Source organism: Stackebrandtia nassauensis DSM 44728, assembly GCF_000024545.1.
GTDB lineage: Bacteria > Actinomycetota > Actinomycetes > Mycobacteriales > Micromonosporaceae > Stackebrandtia > Stackebrandtia nassauensis.
This window is the reverse complement of the sequence record NC_013947.1, coordinates 5,909,680-5,925,599: the sequence shown is the minus strand read 5'-3', so window position 1 is coordinate 5,925,599 and position 15,920 is coordinate 5,909,680. Positions and strand designations below refer to the sequence as shown.

Below are 15,920 nucleotides of genomic sequence, written 5' to 3'. Positions count from 1 at the left end.
CAGCCTAACAACATTAGGCAAAGCGAACGACGTTAGACAAGGTGTGAATGGTGGAAGCCAACCCCACGACAGCCCCGCCCCGACAGCGGTGGCTGACCCTGCCGGTGGTCAGCGCGGCCCAGCTGTTGGTGGTCCTGGACGGCACGATCGTCAACATCGCGCTGCCCTCGGCGCAGCGCGCCCTCGACATGACCGACGCCAACCGGCACTGGGTCATCACCGCCTACCTGCTGGCCTTCGGCGGCCTGCTGTTGCTGGGCGGACGCGTCAGCGGCGCGCTCGGACACCGGCGCGCGTTCCTCATCGGACTGACCGGGTTCGCGCTCGCGTCCGCGCTGGGCGGCATGGCCTCAGAGCCGTGGATCCTGTTCGCCGCCCGAGCCCTGCAAGGGGCCTTCGCCGCCCTGCTCGCCCCCGCCGGACTGGCGCTGCTGGCCACCACGTTCACCGGCGAACGGGAACGCGGCCGGGCCTTCGGCGTCTTCGCCGCGGTCGGCGCCGCCGGAGCCGCCGTCGGCCTGATCGCGGGCGGACTGCTGACCCAGTACGCGGGTTGGCGCTGGTGCCTGTACATCAACGTCCCGATCGCCGCGCTGGCGATGCTCGGCGCCGTCCGGATCCCGCGCGACCGACCCCATGGCGGCACCGTCGACATCCCCGGCGCGCTGCTCAGCGTCGCCGGGTTCTCGGCCCTCGTCTACGGTTTCAGCCGGGCCGAGGCGCTGGGCTGGACCCACCCGCTGGTGCTGGCGCTGTTGGGCGGCGGCATCGTCGCACTGGCGATCTTCGTCCGCGTCGAACTGCGGGCACCGCATCCGCTGCTGCCCATGCGGGTGCTGCGACACCGGGGCCGCGCCGGAGCCTTCACCACGATCGCGCTGACCCACGTGTCGATGTTCGGGTTCTTCCTGTTCATGAGCTACCACACCCAGACCGTCCTGGACTATTCGCCGGTCCAGGCGGGACTGACGCTGATCGTCAACGCGCTGGCCGCGATCCTCGGCTCCACGGTGATCGCCGGACGACTGCACGGCCGGGTCTCGCCCGCGACGCTCATCGTGCCGAGCCTCCTCGCCATCGCGGCCGGGATCTTCGTCGTGACCCGCACACCCGCTCGGGCCACCGACGTCCTGCTGCCGTACCTGACCCCGGCGCTGCTGCTGACCGGCTTGGGACTGGGCGGCATCATGGCGGCCACCGCGACGCTGGCCACCTCCGGCATCGGCGGCCACGACGCCGGAACCGCCTCGGCGACCTACAACGCCTCGATGCAGCTGGGCGCGGCCCTGGGCACCCCGCTTTTCAACACCGTCACCATCGGCGCCGCGACGTCGCTCGCGCTCACCGAATCGGCCACCGTGGCCACAGTGCACGGATACCGCACCGCCCTGACCGTCGGCCTGGGCATCGTCCTGGCCGCCACCGCGATCGCGGCCGTCACCACCCGCAAAGCCTGATCCCCATGAATCCCAATCGAAAGGAACCAACCGTGACAACGACCGACTTCGTCCCGGTCATCGACATCTCCCAGCGCACCGACGCGCGGGAGCGGGCCCGGCTGGCCGAGGCCATCGGCCGAGCCTGCGAGAACTCGGGCTTCTACGTGATCGTCGGCCACGGCATCCCCGGCGAACTCATCGACACCATGTTCTCGGTCACCGAGTCCTTCTTCACCCTCCCGGACTCCGAAAAGGACGCCGTCGCCAACCGGCCCGGCGTCTCGGGTCTGCGACGGTCGGTCGGCACCACCGCCAACAGCCTCGGCCAGCGGACGCCGCCCGACCTGTGTGAGACCTTCGGCGTCCACGTCACCGGCGACCTCGACGACGCCGAACGCGAGAACCTGGGCGACTACTGGGCCTCGTGGAAACTGGCCAATGTCTGGCCGCGGCGACCACAGGAGTTCGAACCGACCTGGCGGGCGTATCTGTACAGTGTGGAGGAGCTGGCCGAGGACCTGATGCGGCTGTCGGCGCTCGCCCTGGGGCTGGCGGAGAACTACTACGAGGACAAGTTCGACAACCACGTGTCCTCTCTGGTCGCCAACTACTACTACCCGCAGACCCAGAAACCGCTGCCAGGCCAGCTGCGACTGGGCGCCCACACCGACTTCGGCGGCCTGACCGTCCTCTACCAGGAAACCGACCGGGGCGGCCTACAGGTACGCCGAGGTGACGACGACTGGCGCGACGTGCCCGCCATCCCGGGCAGCTTCGTGGTCAACATCGGCGACCTGATGGCAATGTGGACCGGCGGCCGATGGGTGTCGACAATGCACCGGGTCGTCAACCCCCAAGACGGTGACACCGCGTCGCGCATCTCCATCCCGTTCTTCTTCCAGCCCAACCACGACGCGGTCATCGCCCCGCTCGGCGAGACCGCGGACCAGGGCGTCATCGCCGGAGAGTGGATGGCCGCGAAGATGCGCAAGATCGTTCCCGCAGATCGGGGATGACGATCGCCGCGACGGCGAGCAGGGCGGCGGCCACGACGAGCGCGAACGAGAACCCCTCGGTCGCGGCCGTCGCTGGCCCCGCCTGCGCGGCCGCTGCCGACTGCCGCGCGGCCAACGTGACCAGCACCGACACCCCAACAGCCCCACCGATCTGCTGCACCGAGGAGAACACCGCCGAACCCAGTCCGGCGTTCTCGCCGGTGGTGCCGGTGACCGCGGCGACGCTCAACGCGGGCAGGCTCAGCCCGTTGCCCAGCGCCGTCACGAGCATCCCCGGCAACACCCCGGCCAGATACCCGTCGGAAGCGTCCACACCCGACAACAACAGCAATCCGGCGGCGGTGACCAGAAAGGACGCGATGAGCGTGCGCCGCAACCCGAACCGCTCCACCACGCGCGCCGAAAGCCACATGCCCGACAGGATCGCGGCACCGTAAGGCAGGTAAGCGATCCCGGCGGTCAACGGCTCGTAGTCCAGCACCATCTGGAGGTGGATCATCAGCAGGAACGCCATCGCGTACATCGCCGCCGAGAACACCAGGGTCAGTCCGTTGCCGACCGCGCGCACCCGCACCGACACGAACGCCAACGGCAGCAACGGTTCGGCGGTGCGCGACTCCACCACCACGAACGCCACCGCCAGTGCCAGCGCCGAGCCCAGCGCCGCCAGCACCGTCGCGTCCGTCCACTGGGTCTCCCCGGCCCGCAGCAGCGCGTAGACCAGTGACAGCACGGCACCGGTGCCCAGCACCGCCCCGGGTACGTCCAGGCGGCCGCCCCGGCTCGCCCGGCTCTCGTCCAGCAGTCGCGGCACCAGGACCAGCGCCACCAGGGCCACCGGCAGGTTGATGAAGAAGACCCAGCGCCACCCGGTCAACCCGGTCAGCACCCCGGAGATCACCAGCCCCGAGATCGCGCCCAACGCGGCGACCCCGCCCCAGATCCCGATCGCGCGGGCCCGCTCCCGCACCCCGGGGAACAGCAGTGTCAGCAGCGACATCGCCGCCGGGCTGGCCATCGCCGAACCGGCGCCCTGGACGAACCGTCCCGCCACCAGCTGCCACGGTTCCCGCGCGAGTCCGCACAGCAGGCTCGCGGCTCCGAACAGGACGACTCCGGCGAGGAACACCCGCCTGCGACCCAGCAGATCGGCCATCCGTCCGAACAGGATCAGCAAGCCGCCGAAGGCCAGGAAGTACGCGTTGACCACCCACGCCAGTCCCGCCGTGCTGAAACCGAGTTCGGACTTGATGCTCGGCAACGCGACGCTCACCACGTTGTCGTCCAGGACGAGCATGAACTGGACGAAGCACAACACCACCAGGGCGGGCAGCCGCGACCCCCGCTGTCGTTCGATAGGCATGCGACGAAGCTATTCGCCCATGTCATCGGCCACAAGACGCTACGGGGACAGGTGATATCGCGTTGGGGACACATACCCTGGGGGGTATGAGCGAGGTCATCGAGGAAGCCGCGCCGACCGGCGTCGGTGCCATCGTCGTGGGCACCTTCCCGCTGGCGTCGGGGGAGTGGATCCGGCCGCACCGCCACCCGCAGCACCAGCTCGCCTGGAGCCGGGGCGGCGTCCTGGGCGTCGCCGTCGACGACACCCACTGGATCCTGCCCCCGACCCGGGCACTGTGGATCCCGGCCGGAATCGTCCACCGCACCGGCGCCAGCCGCGAAGCCGTCCTGCGCAGCCTCTACTTCGAACCCGATCGATGCCCACTGACCTGGACCGAACCCACCCCGGTGGCCGTCGACGGACTGCTCGCCCACCTCATCGGCCATCTGGGCCGCGACGACCTCGCCACCGACGCCCGGCTTCGCGCCGAGGCGGTCGTCTTCGACCTGCTGCACCCGCTCCCGGCCACCCCCATCGACGTCCCCGACGCCACCGACGAACGGGTCCGCGCCGTCACCGAACACCTGCTCGCCGACCCCGCCGACCGTCGCGGCCTGGACGTCCACGCCCGCGCCGTCGGCGTCAGCCGCCGCACCCTCACCCGGCTGTTCGTCCACGACACCGGCATGAGCTTCGACCGTTGGCGCACCCACATGCGGCTGCGCGCCGCCCTGCCGTTGCTGGCCGCGGGCCGCACCGTCGCCGATGCGGCCCGCAGCGTGGGATACGCGACGCCCAGCGCCTTCGTGGCGGCGTTTCGCCGCACCGTCGGCACCTCGCCGAAGCGCTACCTGGGTTAGAAGATCCGCCGGGCGCCGGGAATCCGCCGCAGCAGCCAGGCCGCACCCCAGCTCAGCGGCACCCCGATCAGGCAGAGCACCGCGAACTTCGCGATCGCGGTCGCCTCCCAACCCCGCAGCGCCAACGCCGCGACCACCAAGGTCAGCGGGTGCAGGAAGTAGACCCCGAAAGCGTTGTCGGACAAGAACTTCGCCGTCGCATTCTGCCGGTTGAGGAACCGCTGGAACAGCGACAGCAGGAACAGCACGACGCTGACGGCGAAGCCGGACTCGGCCGCCAGTTGCAGCAGCCGGACCGCGGCGCCGTCCCCGGTCATCCCGATCGTCGTCAACCGGGCGAAACCCAGTACGAGCGTGGCCGCGCCACTCCACCACAGCGCCGAACGCGGAATACCGGCGAACCACCCCCGGCGATACGCCACGACACCGACGACGAACAGCCCCAGGTACTGCGGCAGGTACGCGGGGGTCGGCAGCCCGACGATCGGCCAGTAGGCCTCGGGGGAGACCAGCAGTCGCCACGCGAAGGTCACCAGCGTCAGCGCCACCGTGAATCCGACGATCGCCAGCGGTCCGGGAAGCCGACCGTCGCCGCGCGCCGGGACGGGCTCGGGCAGGCGCGGCAGTTCGGGCTTGCCGGTCCACCGCCGGACGAGCAGGTACCCCAGTGAGAACACCAACAGCACCTCGACGAACCACATCGGACCCGGGTCCCAGGAGACGAAGTAGAACAGCCAGTAGGGCAGGTCGTCGCGATAGTCCGCCAGGTACATCGGCAAGGTCAGGACCGGCCGCAGCAGCAGCGCGAACAACAGCAGCGGGACGCCGAGCCGCAGCAGGCGGCCCCGCATGAATCCCTTGCCCCCCTTGTGATCGACGGATCCGGGGACGAAGAACCCCGAGATCATGAAGAAGAACCCCATGAAGAACGTCTGATTGAAGATCACCAGTACGTCCAGGATCGTCCCGCTCGGATCCTTGGCGGTCTCGATGTAGTACCAGGCGGGGATGTTGCCGTAGGTCACCGCGACGTGGTGGACCACCACCAGCGCGGTCAGGAAGATGCGCAGATTGTCTATATAGGCCAGTCGTGGCCGGGCGGGCGCCGCGGGGCGCGGCGGGGTGGCGCCCTGGTCGTCAGGCCGGGTTTCTATCCCTAGGGTCACATTTTTGTCCACTCGGCCAATTTCTCACACGCGCGGACAGAACGCAAGTCTCGAACGGAAGAACCGGGACGCTAGGCCGGATCGGCGAGCACGGCCCGATCGATGTGATCGGCCAGCTCGGTCATGTGCGCCGCCAGGTCATGCTCGGGATGGACGACCCAGTACCCGAACGCCCCGTCGATGGCGGACTGGAGCGTCACCGCCATGACCCGGCGATCGAAGTGGCGGAAGACACCGCTGTCCTGACCGCTGGCGAAGTACAGCTCCAGCGACTCGTACAGGTCCTCGCTGCTGCTGATGCCGTACAGCGGTTTGCCCTCGGTCGAGCGGGCCCCGTTGATGATCTCGGACAACGCCATCAGCTGCGTCCGATGCGCGAGAACGTACTCGCCCACCGCGATGATGTGCTCCCGCAGGGCTTCCCGGGGCCCCGGCGCCGCGGTGACCCGGGGCGCGACCTCCTCGACGATCGCCGAGAAGACCTGGGTGACCACCTGCTCGATCAGCTCCTCCTTGCCCGCGAAGTGATACGAGATGACGCCCTTGGAGATGTCGGCGTGCTTGGCGATCCGGGCCAGCGAAGCGTTGGCGTAGCCGTGCTCGGCGATGGTCTCGATCGCCGCCCCGATGATCTGCGCCCGGCGCGCCTGCTCGATGAACGACCGCATCTTCTGACCATCCTGCCCACTTTCTGACCTCATGGCCAAAAATTAGCACTCGACCGGGACCGGTCCCGGCGGCCACCGGATAGGGATTACCCAACGGAAACTCCAACACCGAAAGGCCCCCACCGTGACCGAAGAACAGCAGCAGCAACGCAAGACCTACATCGGCGTCGGCCTGGGATTCCTGGCCGCCTTCGTCGTGGCGATCGCGATGTTCGCCCTCCTCGACGTCCCGGCCAGCATCTTCACCAAGGTCATCTCCGGCGGACTCCTCATCGGCGCGGTCGCCTCCTTCGGCGGCGCCGCCAGGATCAAGCGCGACGCGAAACGCACCGCCGGACCGTCGTAGGCTGAAAACCCGCAGCTGATCGACGGGAGGCCGAGGTGGCGGAGACGACGGTGGCCGAGGTGACGGCCGAACTGGCCGCGCTGGAAGATCCCAAGGCCCGCGCGGTCAACGAGAAACACGGCGACGACCACGGCGTGAACCTCAGCAGACTGCGCGCGCTGGCGAAACGGCTCAAGACCCAGCAGGAACTCGCCCGCCAACTGTGGGCGACCGACGACACCGCCGCCAAACTCCTGGCCCTGCTCATCTGCCGCCCCAAGGCCTTCGAACGGGACGAACTCGACGCGATGCTGCGCCAGGCGCGCACCCCCAAGGTGCACGACTGGCTCATCAACTACGTCGTGAAGAAGAACCCGCACACCGAGGAACTCCGCGCGGCCTGGTTCACCGACCCCGACCCCGTCGTGGCCAGCGCGGGCTGGGCCCTGACGGCCGACCGGGTGGCGAGGAACCCCGAGGGCCTCGACCTCGACACCCTGCTCGACCTCATCGAAGCGAAGATGAAGGACGCCCCCGACCGTCTGCAATGGGCGATGAACACCTGTCTGGCCCAGATCGGGATCGAACACGCCGAACACCGCGCCCGCGCCATCGACATCGGCGAGCGGCTCGAAGTCCTCAAGGACTACCCGACGTCGCCGGGCTGCACCTCCCCGTTCGCTCCGATCTGGATCACCGAGATGGTGCGCCGAAGCCAGTAGCCCCACGATACGAAGAAAGACAAGTTAGCAACCAAAGTTGCCTAAACCAAATTAGTCAACTAGGGTTGCCTACATGTCGAGAACCGAAACCCCTCGCAGTGCTGGCGTGGTCAACCGACTACTGAGCTCCCGTCATTCGCTACCGCTGACCATCGCGCTCCACCTGCTCCCCGGCGTACCGATCGTGGCCGCCTACCTGGGCATCGCCTCACCCGTCGTCGACATGCTGGGATTGCCTCCCTACCTGGGATGGGTGATCGCCATGTGCCTGGGCCTGGCACCGGTCCAACTCGGGCTGCTGGTGTTTCTCGGCCGCCGCCGGACCGGCCGGTTCTCCCTACGCGAAGTCGTGCTCTACCGAGATCGGCCGACCAAACGAGGCAGGCTCATCGGCCTCGTCCTGGCCCTGTTCGTGGGAGTGTTCGTCGCGTCCTTCCTGCTGGCCCCGATCGACACGGCCGTCCACGAGACGCTGTTCTTCTGGATCCCCTTCGAGAACACCGGAGGCGGCGGTGGATTCGTCACCGGATACCCGCGCCAGACCGTGATCGTCACGTTGGCGGTGTGCGTCGTCCTGACCGGAGTTCTCCTCCCGATCGTCGAAGAGCTGTACTTCCGCGGGTTTCTGCTGCCCCGCATATCGCACCTCGGCCGGTGGGCGCCGGTACTGAACGCGACGCTGTTCTCGCTCTACCACTTCTGGACACCGTGGCAACTGGTCTCCCGGATCGGATACTTCCTGCCCACGGTGTGGGCGACATGGCGCAAAAAGGACCTGCGGATTTCGATATGGGTCCACTGCGCCGCCAACTCGGTGCTCCAACTGGCGGTACTCACGGCGATCATCCTCGGATACGCCTAGTCGCCGTATGTCCACAAGCAACAACCCGTCACGAAGGTGACGGGTTGGTTGGCGCCCCCTGCAGGATTCGAACCTGCGCACCCGGCTCCGGAGGCCGGTGCTCTATCCCCTGAGCTAAGGGGGCTGAATAGAACCTAGGCGAGATTACCAGCAGGGTCGGGGGATGCGCCTGCGGGTATTCGGGTGTCGCCGGGAGCGGGGAATTCGGGTGTGTATCGTTCACGTGTTCGATGGTCGGTGGGAGTGCGGGTTTTGGTCGAAACACGCCAAAATCTCAATACCTAGGGGTCTCTGACAAGACCAACCACAACATGTATGCTCGCTCGTGCCATCAGGGCGCTCGACAGAGGGGATACCGTGAGTACTTCTACCATCGCACCACGTACCGCCGCCATTGATCACGTCGTTCAGGTCGTTCGCCGGTTGGCGAGCGGTTTGGCCGATGTCGAAGCCGAGACCGTCAGCGGTCCGGTGGTGGCGGGGAACTGGCCCGGCGCCACCGAAGCCGAGTTGCGGTTGCGGGCGGTCGAGGTGGCCGCGTCGCTTGTGGCCACTGAACCCGGGTACAGCCGTTTGGCGGCGCGATTGTTGAGCGAACATATCGGCGACGAGGTGCGATTGTCCGATGTGGGGTGTTTCAGTGAGGCGATGTCGGCCGGGTACCGGGCCGGGCTGATCTCCGACGGGTTGTGGGAGTTCGTCTCGTCGAACGCGCCGAAGCTGGACGCCCTGGTGGACGACGGCGCCGACGACCGGTTCGAGTACTTCGGGATCCGGACCGTCTACGACCGGTACCTGTTGCGGCACCCCGAGACCCGGTTGGTGCTGGAGACCCCGCAGCACTTCTTCATGCGGGTGGCCTGTGGACTGTCGGAGACGGTTTCGGACGTGACCGAGCTGTACGGCCTGCTGAGCACCCTGTCGTACCTGCCCAGTTCGCCGACCCTGTTCAACGCCGGGACGCGGCGGTCGCAGTTGTCCTCGTGTTTCCTGCTCGACTCGCCCCGGGACGAGCTGGAGTCCATTTATGACCGTTACAGTCAGGCCGCGCGGCTGAGCAAGTACGCCGGTGGCATCGGGATGGCGTGGTCGCGGATTCGCAGCCGGGGTTCGCTGATCCGGGGCACCAACGGGCACTCCAACGGGATCGTGCCGTGGCTGCGGACGCTGGACTCCAGTGTGGCCGCCGTGAACCAGGGCGGGCGGCGCAAGGGCGCGGCCTGCGTGTACCTGGCGACCTGGCACGCCGACATCGAGGAGTTCCTGGAACTGCGGGACAACACCGGTTCGGAGGACCGGCGCACCCACAACCTGAATCTGGCCAACTGGATCCCGGACGAGTTCATGCGGCGGGTCGAGTCCGATGGGGACTGGTCGCTGTTCGACCCCAAGGACGTGCCCGAGCTGGTGGACCTGTGGGGCGAGGAGTTCGAGAAGGCGTACCGGGACGCGGAGGCCGCCGGCAAGGCCGCGCGGGTCGTCTCGGCTCGTGACCTGTATGGACGCATGATGCGCACGCTGGCGCAGACCGGCAACGGCTGGATGACCTTCGCCGACATCTCCAACCGGACCTGCAACCAGACCGCGGTTCCCGGAAACGTCGTGCACCTGTCGAACCTGTGCACCGAGATCCTCGAGGTCACCAGCGACGCCGAGACCGCGGTGTGCAACCTGGGTTCGGTCAACCTGGCCGCGCACTGTGTGGACGGTGGCTTCGACTTCGAGCGGCTGGCGCGTTCGGTGCGCACCGCCGTGACGTTCCTGGACCGCTCCATCGACCTGACCTACTACCCGACCGCCGAGGCCGAGAAGGCCAACCGGCGGTGGCGGCCGATCGGCCTGGGGCTCATGGGTATGGCCGACGTGTTCTTCAAGCTGCGGATGCCCTTCGACTCGGCCGAGGCGCGGGAGTTGTCCAACCGGATCTCCGAGACGATCGCGCTGGCCGCCTACGAGACCTCGGCGGACCTGGCCGCCCGGCTGGGCGCCCACCCGTCCTATGACGACACCCGCGCGGCGCGCGGCGTGCTGCACGTCGACCACTTCGCCGACGCCGCCGTCACCGACCCGGACGCCTGGCAGCGGGTGCGGGAACTGGTGGCCGCCAACGGTTTGCGCAACTCGCTCATGATCGCCATCGCACCGACGGCGACGATCGCGGCGATCGCGGGTTGCTCGGAGTGCACCGAACCGGTGGTGTCCAACGTGTTCAAGCGCGAGACGCTGTCGGGCGAGTTCATCCAGGTGAACAAGTACCTGATCGCGGATCTCAAGCAGCGTGGACTGTGGAACGAGAAGCTGCGGGAGGCCGTGGTGCGCGCCGAGGGCTCGATCGCCGACATCGCCGCGATTCCGCAGGAACTGCGGCAGTTGTACCGCACCGCCTGGGAGTTGCCGCAGCGCGCGCTCATCGACCTGGCGGCGGGCCGGACCCCGTTCATCGACCAGTCGCAGTCGCTGAACCTGTTCATGGCCGCGCCCACGATCGGGAAGCTGTCGTCCATGTACGCCTACGCCTGGCGCAGCGGACTGAAGACGACGTACTACCTGCGGTCGCGTCCGGCGACCCGCATCAACCAGACGACGGTGGCGTCGGCTCCCGAGGTCGACGCCGAAGCCGAGGCGATCGCCTGCTCCCTGGAAAACCCCGAGACCTGTGAGGCCTGCCAGTGAACGACTCGACCCAACCGCGACTGCTCGACCCGGGCATGGACCTGACCTTGCGGCCCATGCGATACCCGGACTTCTACGAACAGTTCCGGGCCGCGATCCGCAACACCTGGACCGTCGAGGAGGTCGACCTGGCCTCCGACCTGCCGGACCTGGCGACGTTCACCGACTCCGAGCGGCACCTGATCAACCGGCTGGTGGCATTCTTCGCCACCGGGGACACCATCGTGGCCAACAACCTGGTGCTGAACCTGTACAAGCACGTCAACGCACCCGAGGCCCGGCTGTACCTGTCTCGGCAGCTGTACGAGGAGGCCGTCCACGTCCAGTTCTATCTGACGCTTCTGGACACCTACCTGCCCGACCCGGAGGACCGGGTCAAGGCGTTCGCCGCGGTGGAGCACATTCCGTCCATCAAGGAGAAGGCGGAGTTCTGTTTCAAGTGGATCGACACGATCGACCAGCTCGACGAACTGCGCACACCTGAGGACCGGCGGGCCTTCCTGCTCAACCTGATCTGCTTCGCCGCGTGCATCGAGGGGCTGTTCTTCTACGGTGCCTTCGCCTACGTGTACTGGCTGCGCTCGCGAGGACTGCTTGACGGCCTGGCCACCGGCACCAACTGGGTGTTCCGGGACGAGTCGTGCCACATGAACTTCGCGTTCAGCGTCGTGGACGTGGTGCGAAACGAGGAACCGGAGCTGTTCGACGACGAGCTGACCGAGGCGGTCACCCGGATGATCGAGGAGGCGGTAGCCGCCGAACTCCAGTTCGCGCGGGACCTGTGCGGCGAGGGCATGCCGGGCATGACCGTCAACGACATGAAGTCCTATCTGGAGTACGTCGCCGACCAACGGCTGACCCGGTTGGGCATGCCGGTGCGGTACGGCTCGAAGAACCCGTTCGGCTTCATGGCCCTACAGGATGTGCAGGAGCTGACGAACTTCTTCGAGCGTCGTCCGACCGCCTACCAGGTGGCCGTGGGCGGCACCGTCGATCTCGACGAGGACTTCTGACCACACAGCGAATCGGATCCCCGGCGTCGCGCTGTAACCGGTGCGGCGCCGGGGATCCGTGTACATATGGAACTTTCGGTAGCGTATTGTTGGGGGGTGGCGAGCGGAAGGCTGGGGCGCCCCAGGGAAGAACGGGTCGACGAGGCACTGGCGGAAGCCGTGCGGGAACTGTTGACCGAGACCGGTTATCAGAACATCACAGTGGACCTCATCGCGTCTCGGGCCGGGGTCGGCAAACCGGCGATCTATCGCCGCCACCGCTCCAAGGCCGAGCTGATCTTCAGCGTCATCGTCCACGACCTCTCCGAAACCGCCCCGGACGACGCCGGTTCCCTCCGGGCCGACCTGCGCTCACTGCTCCACCGCATCCACGGCGACCTGTCGGACCCGGTCGCGGGTTCGGTCATGTCCAGTCTGCTGTCCGACGTGCTCGCCGATCCCGAGCTGACCGCCCGATTCCGCGACACCTTCGTGCGAGCACAGCGCGACGTGGTGGCCGAACTGTGCCGCCGAGCCGTCGACCGGGGCGAGCTGAAACGCCTACCCGAACCGGAGTTCGCGCACTCGCTGCTGCTGGGCCCACTGTTCGTACGCCACGTCATCCTGGGCGAGCGGGTACCACGCTCGCAACTGGACGACTACCTGGACGCGGCGGTGCGAGCGCTGACCTGAGCGGTGGTCAGCTTGCGGCTCTTGGCGTCGGCGACCAGCAGTATGACCGTCATCGGAATGAGCGCCAGGTAACCGCCGGGGAAGAACACCAACGTGCCCGGCACGGACCAGGCCAACAGCACCAGGTAGACGAAAACCGGCGGCGCCACCCCGGCCCGAGCCAGCCAGACGATGAGCAGCCCAAGCGCGAACAGCGGGAACGCGAAGCCACCGAGCGAGCTCCAGAAATAGCCCTCGGACACCGTCATGCTCGCGAAGTCCTCGGCCTCGGCACCCCGCAGCGCACCATCGACCCAACCCGGAATGACCCGTGCGCCAAAAAACGTCAGCATCACCAGGTGAAACACCGAGATAGCAGCGATCAGCCAGCCGATCACCACGATGGTGCGGCGCGGTCCACCGGATACGGAACGAAGATTAACGGAACTCATAGTAATGTTTATACGCCCCCCTTGATGCGGGGGCAAGTCTCGGGGCGACCGAACAGTGGACGGCCTTGGCTAGGCTCGCTCGATGTCTCGAAATCAGGAGCACTACGACCGTTCGCGGGCGGCCCTGCTGGCGGGGGAGCTGCACATCGACACGCCGCCCTACGACGGCGGATCCCGGTACGGGATCAGCGCGGTGCTGCGACCCACCGGCGAGCTGGCGCGAGAACTGGAGCGGTGGGGCGAGGACATCGCCGCGATCGCGGGGCCCGGGCACTGGCTGCTGGGGGCGGGGGCGGTGCACACGACGTTGCGGGCGTTGGAGCCGCACAGCACCCGGTCGTTCGACGGGGACGAGCGGTTCGTGGACTATGTCGCCGCGTTGGACGAGGCGGTGTCGGGCTTTCCGCCGGTGGAGCTGGAGTTGCGGGGGTTCGGGCCGCATCCCGGGGGTGTGGTGGTCTATGGGCACTGTGGAGCTGAGACGCTTCCGGCGTTGCGGCGGCGCTATGTGGAGGCTTTGGACGCGCGGGCCGTGGTTCACCACGAGGCTGGCATGGTGCGCGACCTGTGGTACTGCTCGCTGGTGCAGTTCGCCGCTCCGGTAACGGATGTGGCGGCGTTGCTCGCGTGGGGCGAGGCCAATCGGGACCGGTTCGTGGGTACGGCGGTGTATCGCGAGGTGGACATTCTGCGGTGGCGGCTGCGCGGCGGGAGGCTGGTGACCGAGACGCTTCATACCGCGAAGCTGGACGGGTAGCCTGCCGCCGCGAGCCGCGAGCCGCGAGCCGCGAGCCGCTGGTTAGTCGGTTGTTAGTCCGGCTCCGTAGGGGAAGAGCGGGTCGTAGTCGGGGTCGCCCACGTTGATGGGTTCGTCGTCCACGCTGCGCGGCCAGCTCACCGGCAGTTTGCCCGAGTAGCCGACGTCGCCGAACAGCGTGTCGGCGACTCCGGCGCCCTCGCTGCCCGGTAGCCAGGCCGCCACCAGCGCGTCCATCTGGTCGAGCTGGGAGGTGATCTCTAGTGGACGGCCGGAGACCGTGACCACGACGCAGGTTTCGATCTCGCCGCACACCTTGGATACGGCGGCGGAGTCGGCCGCCGACAGTTTCATGTCGTGGCCGCCGACGCCCACGTCGCCCTTGCCCTCGGCGTAGGGGGTTTCGCCGACCACGACGAGTCCGGTGTCGTGGCCGTCGGTGGGCGCCGAGGCGTCCTTGCTGTGGGTGACTTCGAGGTCGGGTGCCACCTCGCGGATTCCCTCCAGGATGGTGGTTCCCTCGGTGGTGTCGCCCGACGAGCCCTGCCAGCTGATCGACCAGCCGCCCATCTGGTTGCCCAGGTCGTCGGCGTTCGAACCGGCGACGTACAGCTTGCCCTGCGAGGCGAGTGGGAGCGCGTCGCCGTCGTTCTTCAGCAGCACCTGCGAGGCCGCCGCCGCTTCCCGGGCGACCGCTCGGTGTTCGGCCGAACCGATGGTGCCGATGTGGGTGCGGTCGGCGTAGGGCTTGTCGAACAGGCCCAGTTTTTCCTTGGCCGTCAGGATTCTCGTGACCGCGTCGTCGATGCGCTCCATCGGGATCCGGCCCGCGTTGACCTCGCTGATCAACGTGGAGATGAAGGTCTTGTAGTCGTAGGGGACCATCACCATGTCCACCCCGGCGTTGATCGAGGTGCGCACGTCGCTGGCGTAGTCGCCGGGGATCTGGTCGATGGCCTTCCAGTCCGAGATCACGAAGCCTTGGAAACCCAGTTCCTGCTTGAGAACTCCGTTGATGAGCTCGTCGTTGGCGTGCATCTTGACCGGGCCGGTGTCGTCGTCGGGGTGGTCGACGCTGGAGTACGACGGCATGACCGAGCCGACGTTTCGGTCGACGGCGGTCTCGAACGGTGCGATGTGCAGGTCCCGCAGCTGCTCTCGAGTCAGCTCCGTGATGCCCTGGTCGATCTTGTAGTCCTCGGTCGTGGAGGAGCCGTAGGTGGTGCCGCCGTCGCCGACGAAGTGCTTGGCGGTGGCCAGGACGGTGGTGTTGGACGTCAGGTCGGTGCCCTGGAGGCCGTCGACGACGTCCACCATGGAGGACACGAGTTCGGGGTCCTCGCCGAAGGACTCGTAGGTGCGGCCCCAGCGGTCGTCGCGGGCCACGCACAGGCAGGGCGCGAAGGTCCACGGCACACCGGTGGCGCGGGTCTCGATCGCGGTGACCTCGGCGGCGCGTTTGGCCAGTTCCGGGGAGCGGCTGGCGCCCAAGCCGAGGTTGTGCGGCATGATCGTCGCCCCGGACACGTTGTTGTGGCCGTGGACGGCGTCGGCGCCGTAGATCATCGGGATCTTCTGGCGGGTCTCCAGGGCCCGGGCCTGGTAGCCGTCGATCATGTCGGCCCAGGCTTCGGGGGTGTTGGGGTCGGGGGCGCCACCGCCACCGGACAAGATGGAGCCCAGTCCGTAGGTGGTGATGTCGGCCGGGTCGGTGATGGAGCCCTTCTCGGCCTGGGTCATCTGCCCGGCCTTCTCCTCCAGCGTCAGGTCCGCCACCAGGGCGGCGACTCGCTTGTCGATGGGGGCCGAGGGATCTCGGGGGCTGGGCGCGTCGGCCGACGCGCTGCCGGGAAGCAGTGTCAGTGAGAGGATCGCGGCCATGACGGCGCCGACGATGGGACGAGAGAAGTTACGAGAAGTCCGCACGGTGACTCCCTTGCCGGGGTTACTTACAACTCTGTAACCCACCTT

General features: G+C 67.7%; 15 protein-coding genes and 1 tRNA gene. 10 read left to right on the top strand and 6 right to left on the bottom strand.

Annotated features, from left to right (window positions below; all coding sequences use genetic code 11):
• Positions 1-47: 47 nt before the first annotated feature.
• Together SNAS_RS27585 and SNAS_RS27580 are read left to right on the top strand one after the other, a co-directional pair.
• Entirely contained in the window at positions 48-1,457 is a 1,410-nt protein-coding gene (locus tag SNAS_RS27585; RefSeq protein WP_013020777.1) for an MFS transporter, read from the top strand.
• A 32-nt stretch (positions 1,458-1,489) separates the two neighbouring features.
• A complete protein-coding gene (locus SNAS_RS27580) occupies positions 1,490-2,455 on the top strand; it encodes an isopenicillin N synthase family dioxygenase (RefSeq protein ID WP_013020776.1) in 966 nt (321 codons plus the stop codon).
• Here the strand turns inward: SNAS_RS27580 and SNAS_RS27575 are convergent.
• On the bottom strand, positions 2,394-3,818 hold the full coding sequence (locus SNAS_RS27575) for an MFS transporter (RefSeq protein WP_013020775.1): 1,425 nt from the start codon (positions 3,816-3,818) through the stop codon (positions 2,394-2,396). The two genes, SNAS_RS27580 and SNAS_RS27575, sit on opposite strands and share 62 nt — an antisense overlap.
• 86 nt (positions 3,819-3,904) lie before the next feature.
• Here SNAS_RS27575 and SNAS_RS27570 point away from each other — a divergent pair, with 86 nt between their 5' ends.
• The gene (locus SNAS_RS27570) at positions 3,905-4,660 is read left to right on the top strand and encodes an AraC family transcriptional regulator (protein ID WP_013020774.1); all 756 of its coding nucleotides are present in this window, start codon (positions 3,905-3,907) and stop codon (positions 4,658-4,660) included.
• Here the strand turns inward: SNAS_RS27570 and SNAS_RS27565 are convergent.
• Positions 4,657-5,826, bottom strand: coding sequence for an acyltransferase family protein (locus SNAS_RS27565; RefSeq protein WP_013020773.1), 1,170 nt, complete (start codon positions 5,824-5,826; stop codon positions 4,657-4,659). The genes SNAS_RS27570 and SNAS_RS27565 overlap by 4 nt on opposite strands.
• A 71-nt stretch (positions 5,827-5,897) precedes the next feature.
• Complete coding sequence (locus SNAS_RS27560; protein ID WP_041625220.1) at positions 5,898-6,527, bottom strand: TetR/AcrR family transcriptional regulator; 630 nt, start codon at positions 6,525-6,527, stop codon at positions 5,898-5,900.
• A 91-nt stretch (positions 6,528-6,618) separates the two neighbouring features.
• Here SNAS_RS27560 and SNAS_RS27555 point away from each other — a divergent pair, with 91 nt between their 5' ends.
• From SNAS_RS27555 to SNAS_RS27545, 3 genes are all read left to right on the top strand, one after another.
• Positions 6,619-6,840: a hypothetical protein gene (locus tag SNAS_RS27555; protein WP_013020771.1), complete on the top strand. Its 222-nt coding sequence runs from the start codon at positions 6,619-6,621 to the stop codon at positions 6,838-6,840.
• A gap of 35 nt (positions 6,841-6,875) precedes the next feature.
• Positions 6,876-7,541 carry a DNA alkylation repair protein gene (locus SNAS_RS27550; RefSeq protein ID WP_013020770.1) on the top strand — a complete coding sequence of 222 codons (666 nt, stop codon included), beginning with the start codon at positions 6,876-6,878 and terminating at the stop codon, positions 7,539-7,541.
• Between the two features lie 73 nt (positions 7,542-7,614).
• Positions 7,615-8,403 (top strand): CPBP family intramembrane glutamic endopeptidase, encoded by a 789-nt coding sequence (locus SNAS_RS27545; RefSeq protein ID WP_013020769.1) that lies wholly within the window; start codon positions 7,615-7,617, stop codon positions 8,401-8,403.
• A 49-nt stretch (positions 8,404-8,452) separates the two neighbouring features.
• Here the strand turns inward: SNAS_RS27545 and SNAS_RS27540 are convergent.
• Positions 8,453-8,527 (bottom strand) — tRNA-Arg (locus tag SNAS_RS27540).
• A 233-nt stretch (positions 8,528-8,760) separates the two neighbouring features.
• Here SNAS_RS27540 and SNAS_RS27535 point away from each other — a divergent pair.
• The 3 genes from SNAS_RS27535 (at position 8,761) to SNAS_RS27525 (ending at position 12,761) form a co-directional block, all read left to right on the top strand.
• Positions 8,761-11,076 carry a ribonucleoside-diphosphate reductase subunit alpha gene (locus SNAS_RS27535; protein ID WP_013020768.1) on the top strand — a complete coding sequence of 772 codons (2,316 nt, stop codon included), beginning with the start codon at positions 8,761-8,763 and terminating at the stop codon, positions 11,074-11,076.
• 35 nt (positions 11,077-11,111) lie between these two features.
• A complete protein-coding gene (locus tag SNAS_RS27530; RefSeq protein WP_052305330.1) occupies positions 11,112-12,089 on the top strand; it encodes a ribonucleotide-diphosphate reductase subunit beta in 978 nt (325 codons plus the stop codon).
• A gap of 96 nt (positions 12,090-12,185) precedes the next feature.
• Positions 12,186-12,761: a TetR/AcrR family transcriptional regulator gene (locus tag SNAS_RS27525; RefSeq protein ID WP_052305167.1), complete on the top strand. Its 576-nt coding sequence runs from the start codon at positions 12,186-12,188 to the stop codon at positions 12,759-12,761.
• On the opposite strand, the gene SNAS_RS27520 is transcribed toward SNAS_RS27525, so the two are convergent.
• The gene (locus SNAS_RS27520) at positions 12,728-13,141 is read right to left on the bottom strand and encodes a hypothetical protein (RefSeq protein ID WP_144300661.1); all 414 of its coding nucleotides are present in this window, start codon (positions 13,139-13,141) and stop codon (positions 12,728-12,730) included. The genes SNAS_RS27525 and SNAS_RS27520 overlap by 34 nt on opposite strands.
• Positions 13,142-13,274: 133 nt before the next feature.
• On the opposite strand from SNAS_RS27520, the gene SNAS_RS27515 reads away from it, so the two are divergent.
• Complete coding sequence (locus SNAS_RS27515) at positions 13,275-13,949, top strand: 2'-5' RNA ligase family protein (protein ID WP_013020764.1); 675 nt, start codon at positions 13,275-13,277, stop codon at positions 13,947-13,949.
• A gap of 42 nt (positions 13,950-13,991) precedes the next feature.
• Here SNAS_RS27515 and SNAS_RS27510 read toward each other — a convergent pair whose 3' ends face one another.
• On the bottom strand, positions 13,992-15,830 hold the full coding sequence (locus SNAS_RS27510) for a glycoside hydrolase family 3 protein (protein ID WP_013020763.1): 1,839 nt from the start codon (positions 15,828-15,830) through the stop codon (positions 13,992-13,994).
• Positions 15,831-15,920 lie beyond the last annotated feature (90 nt).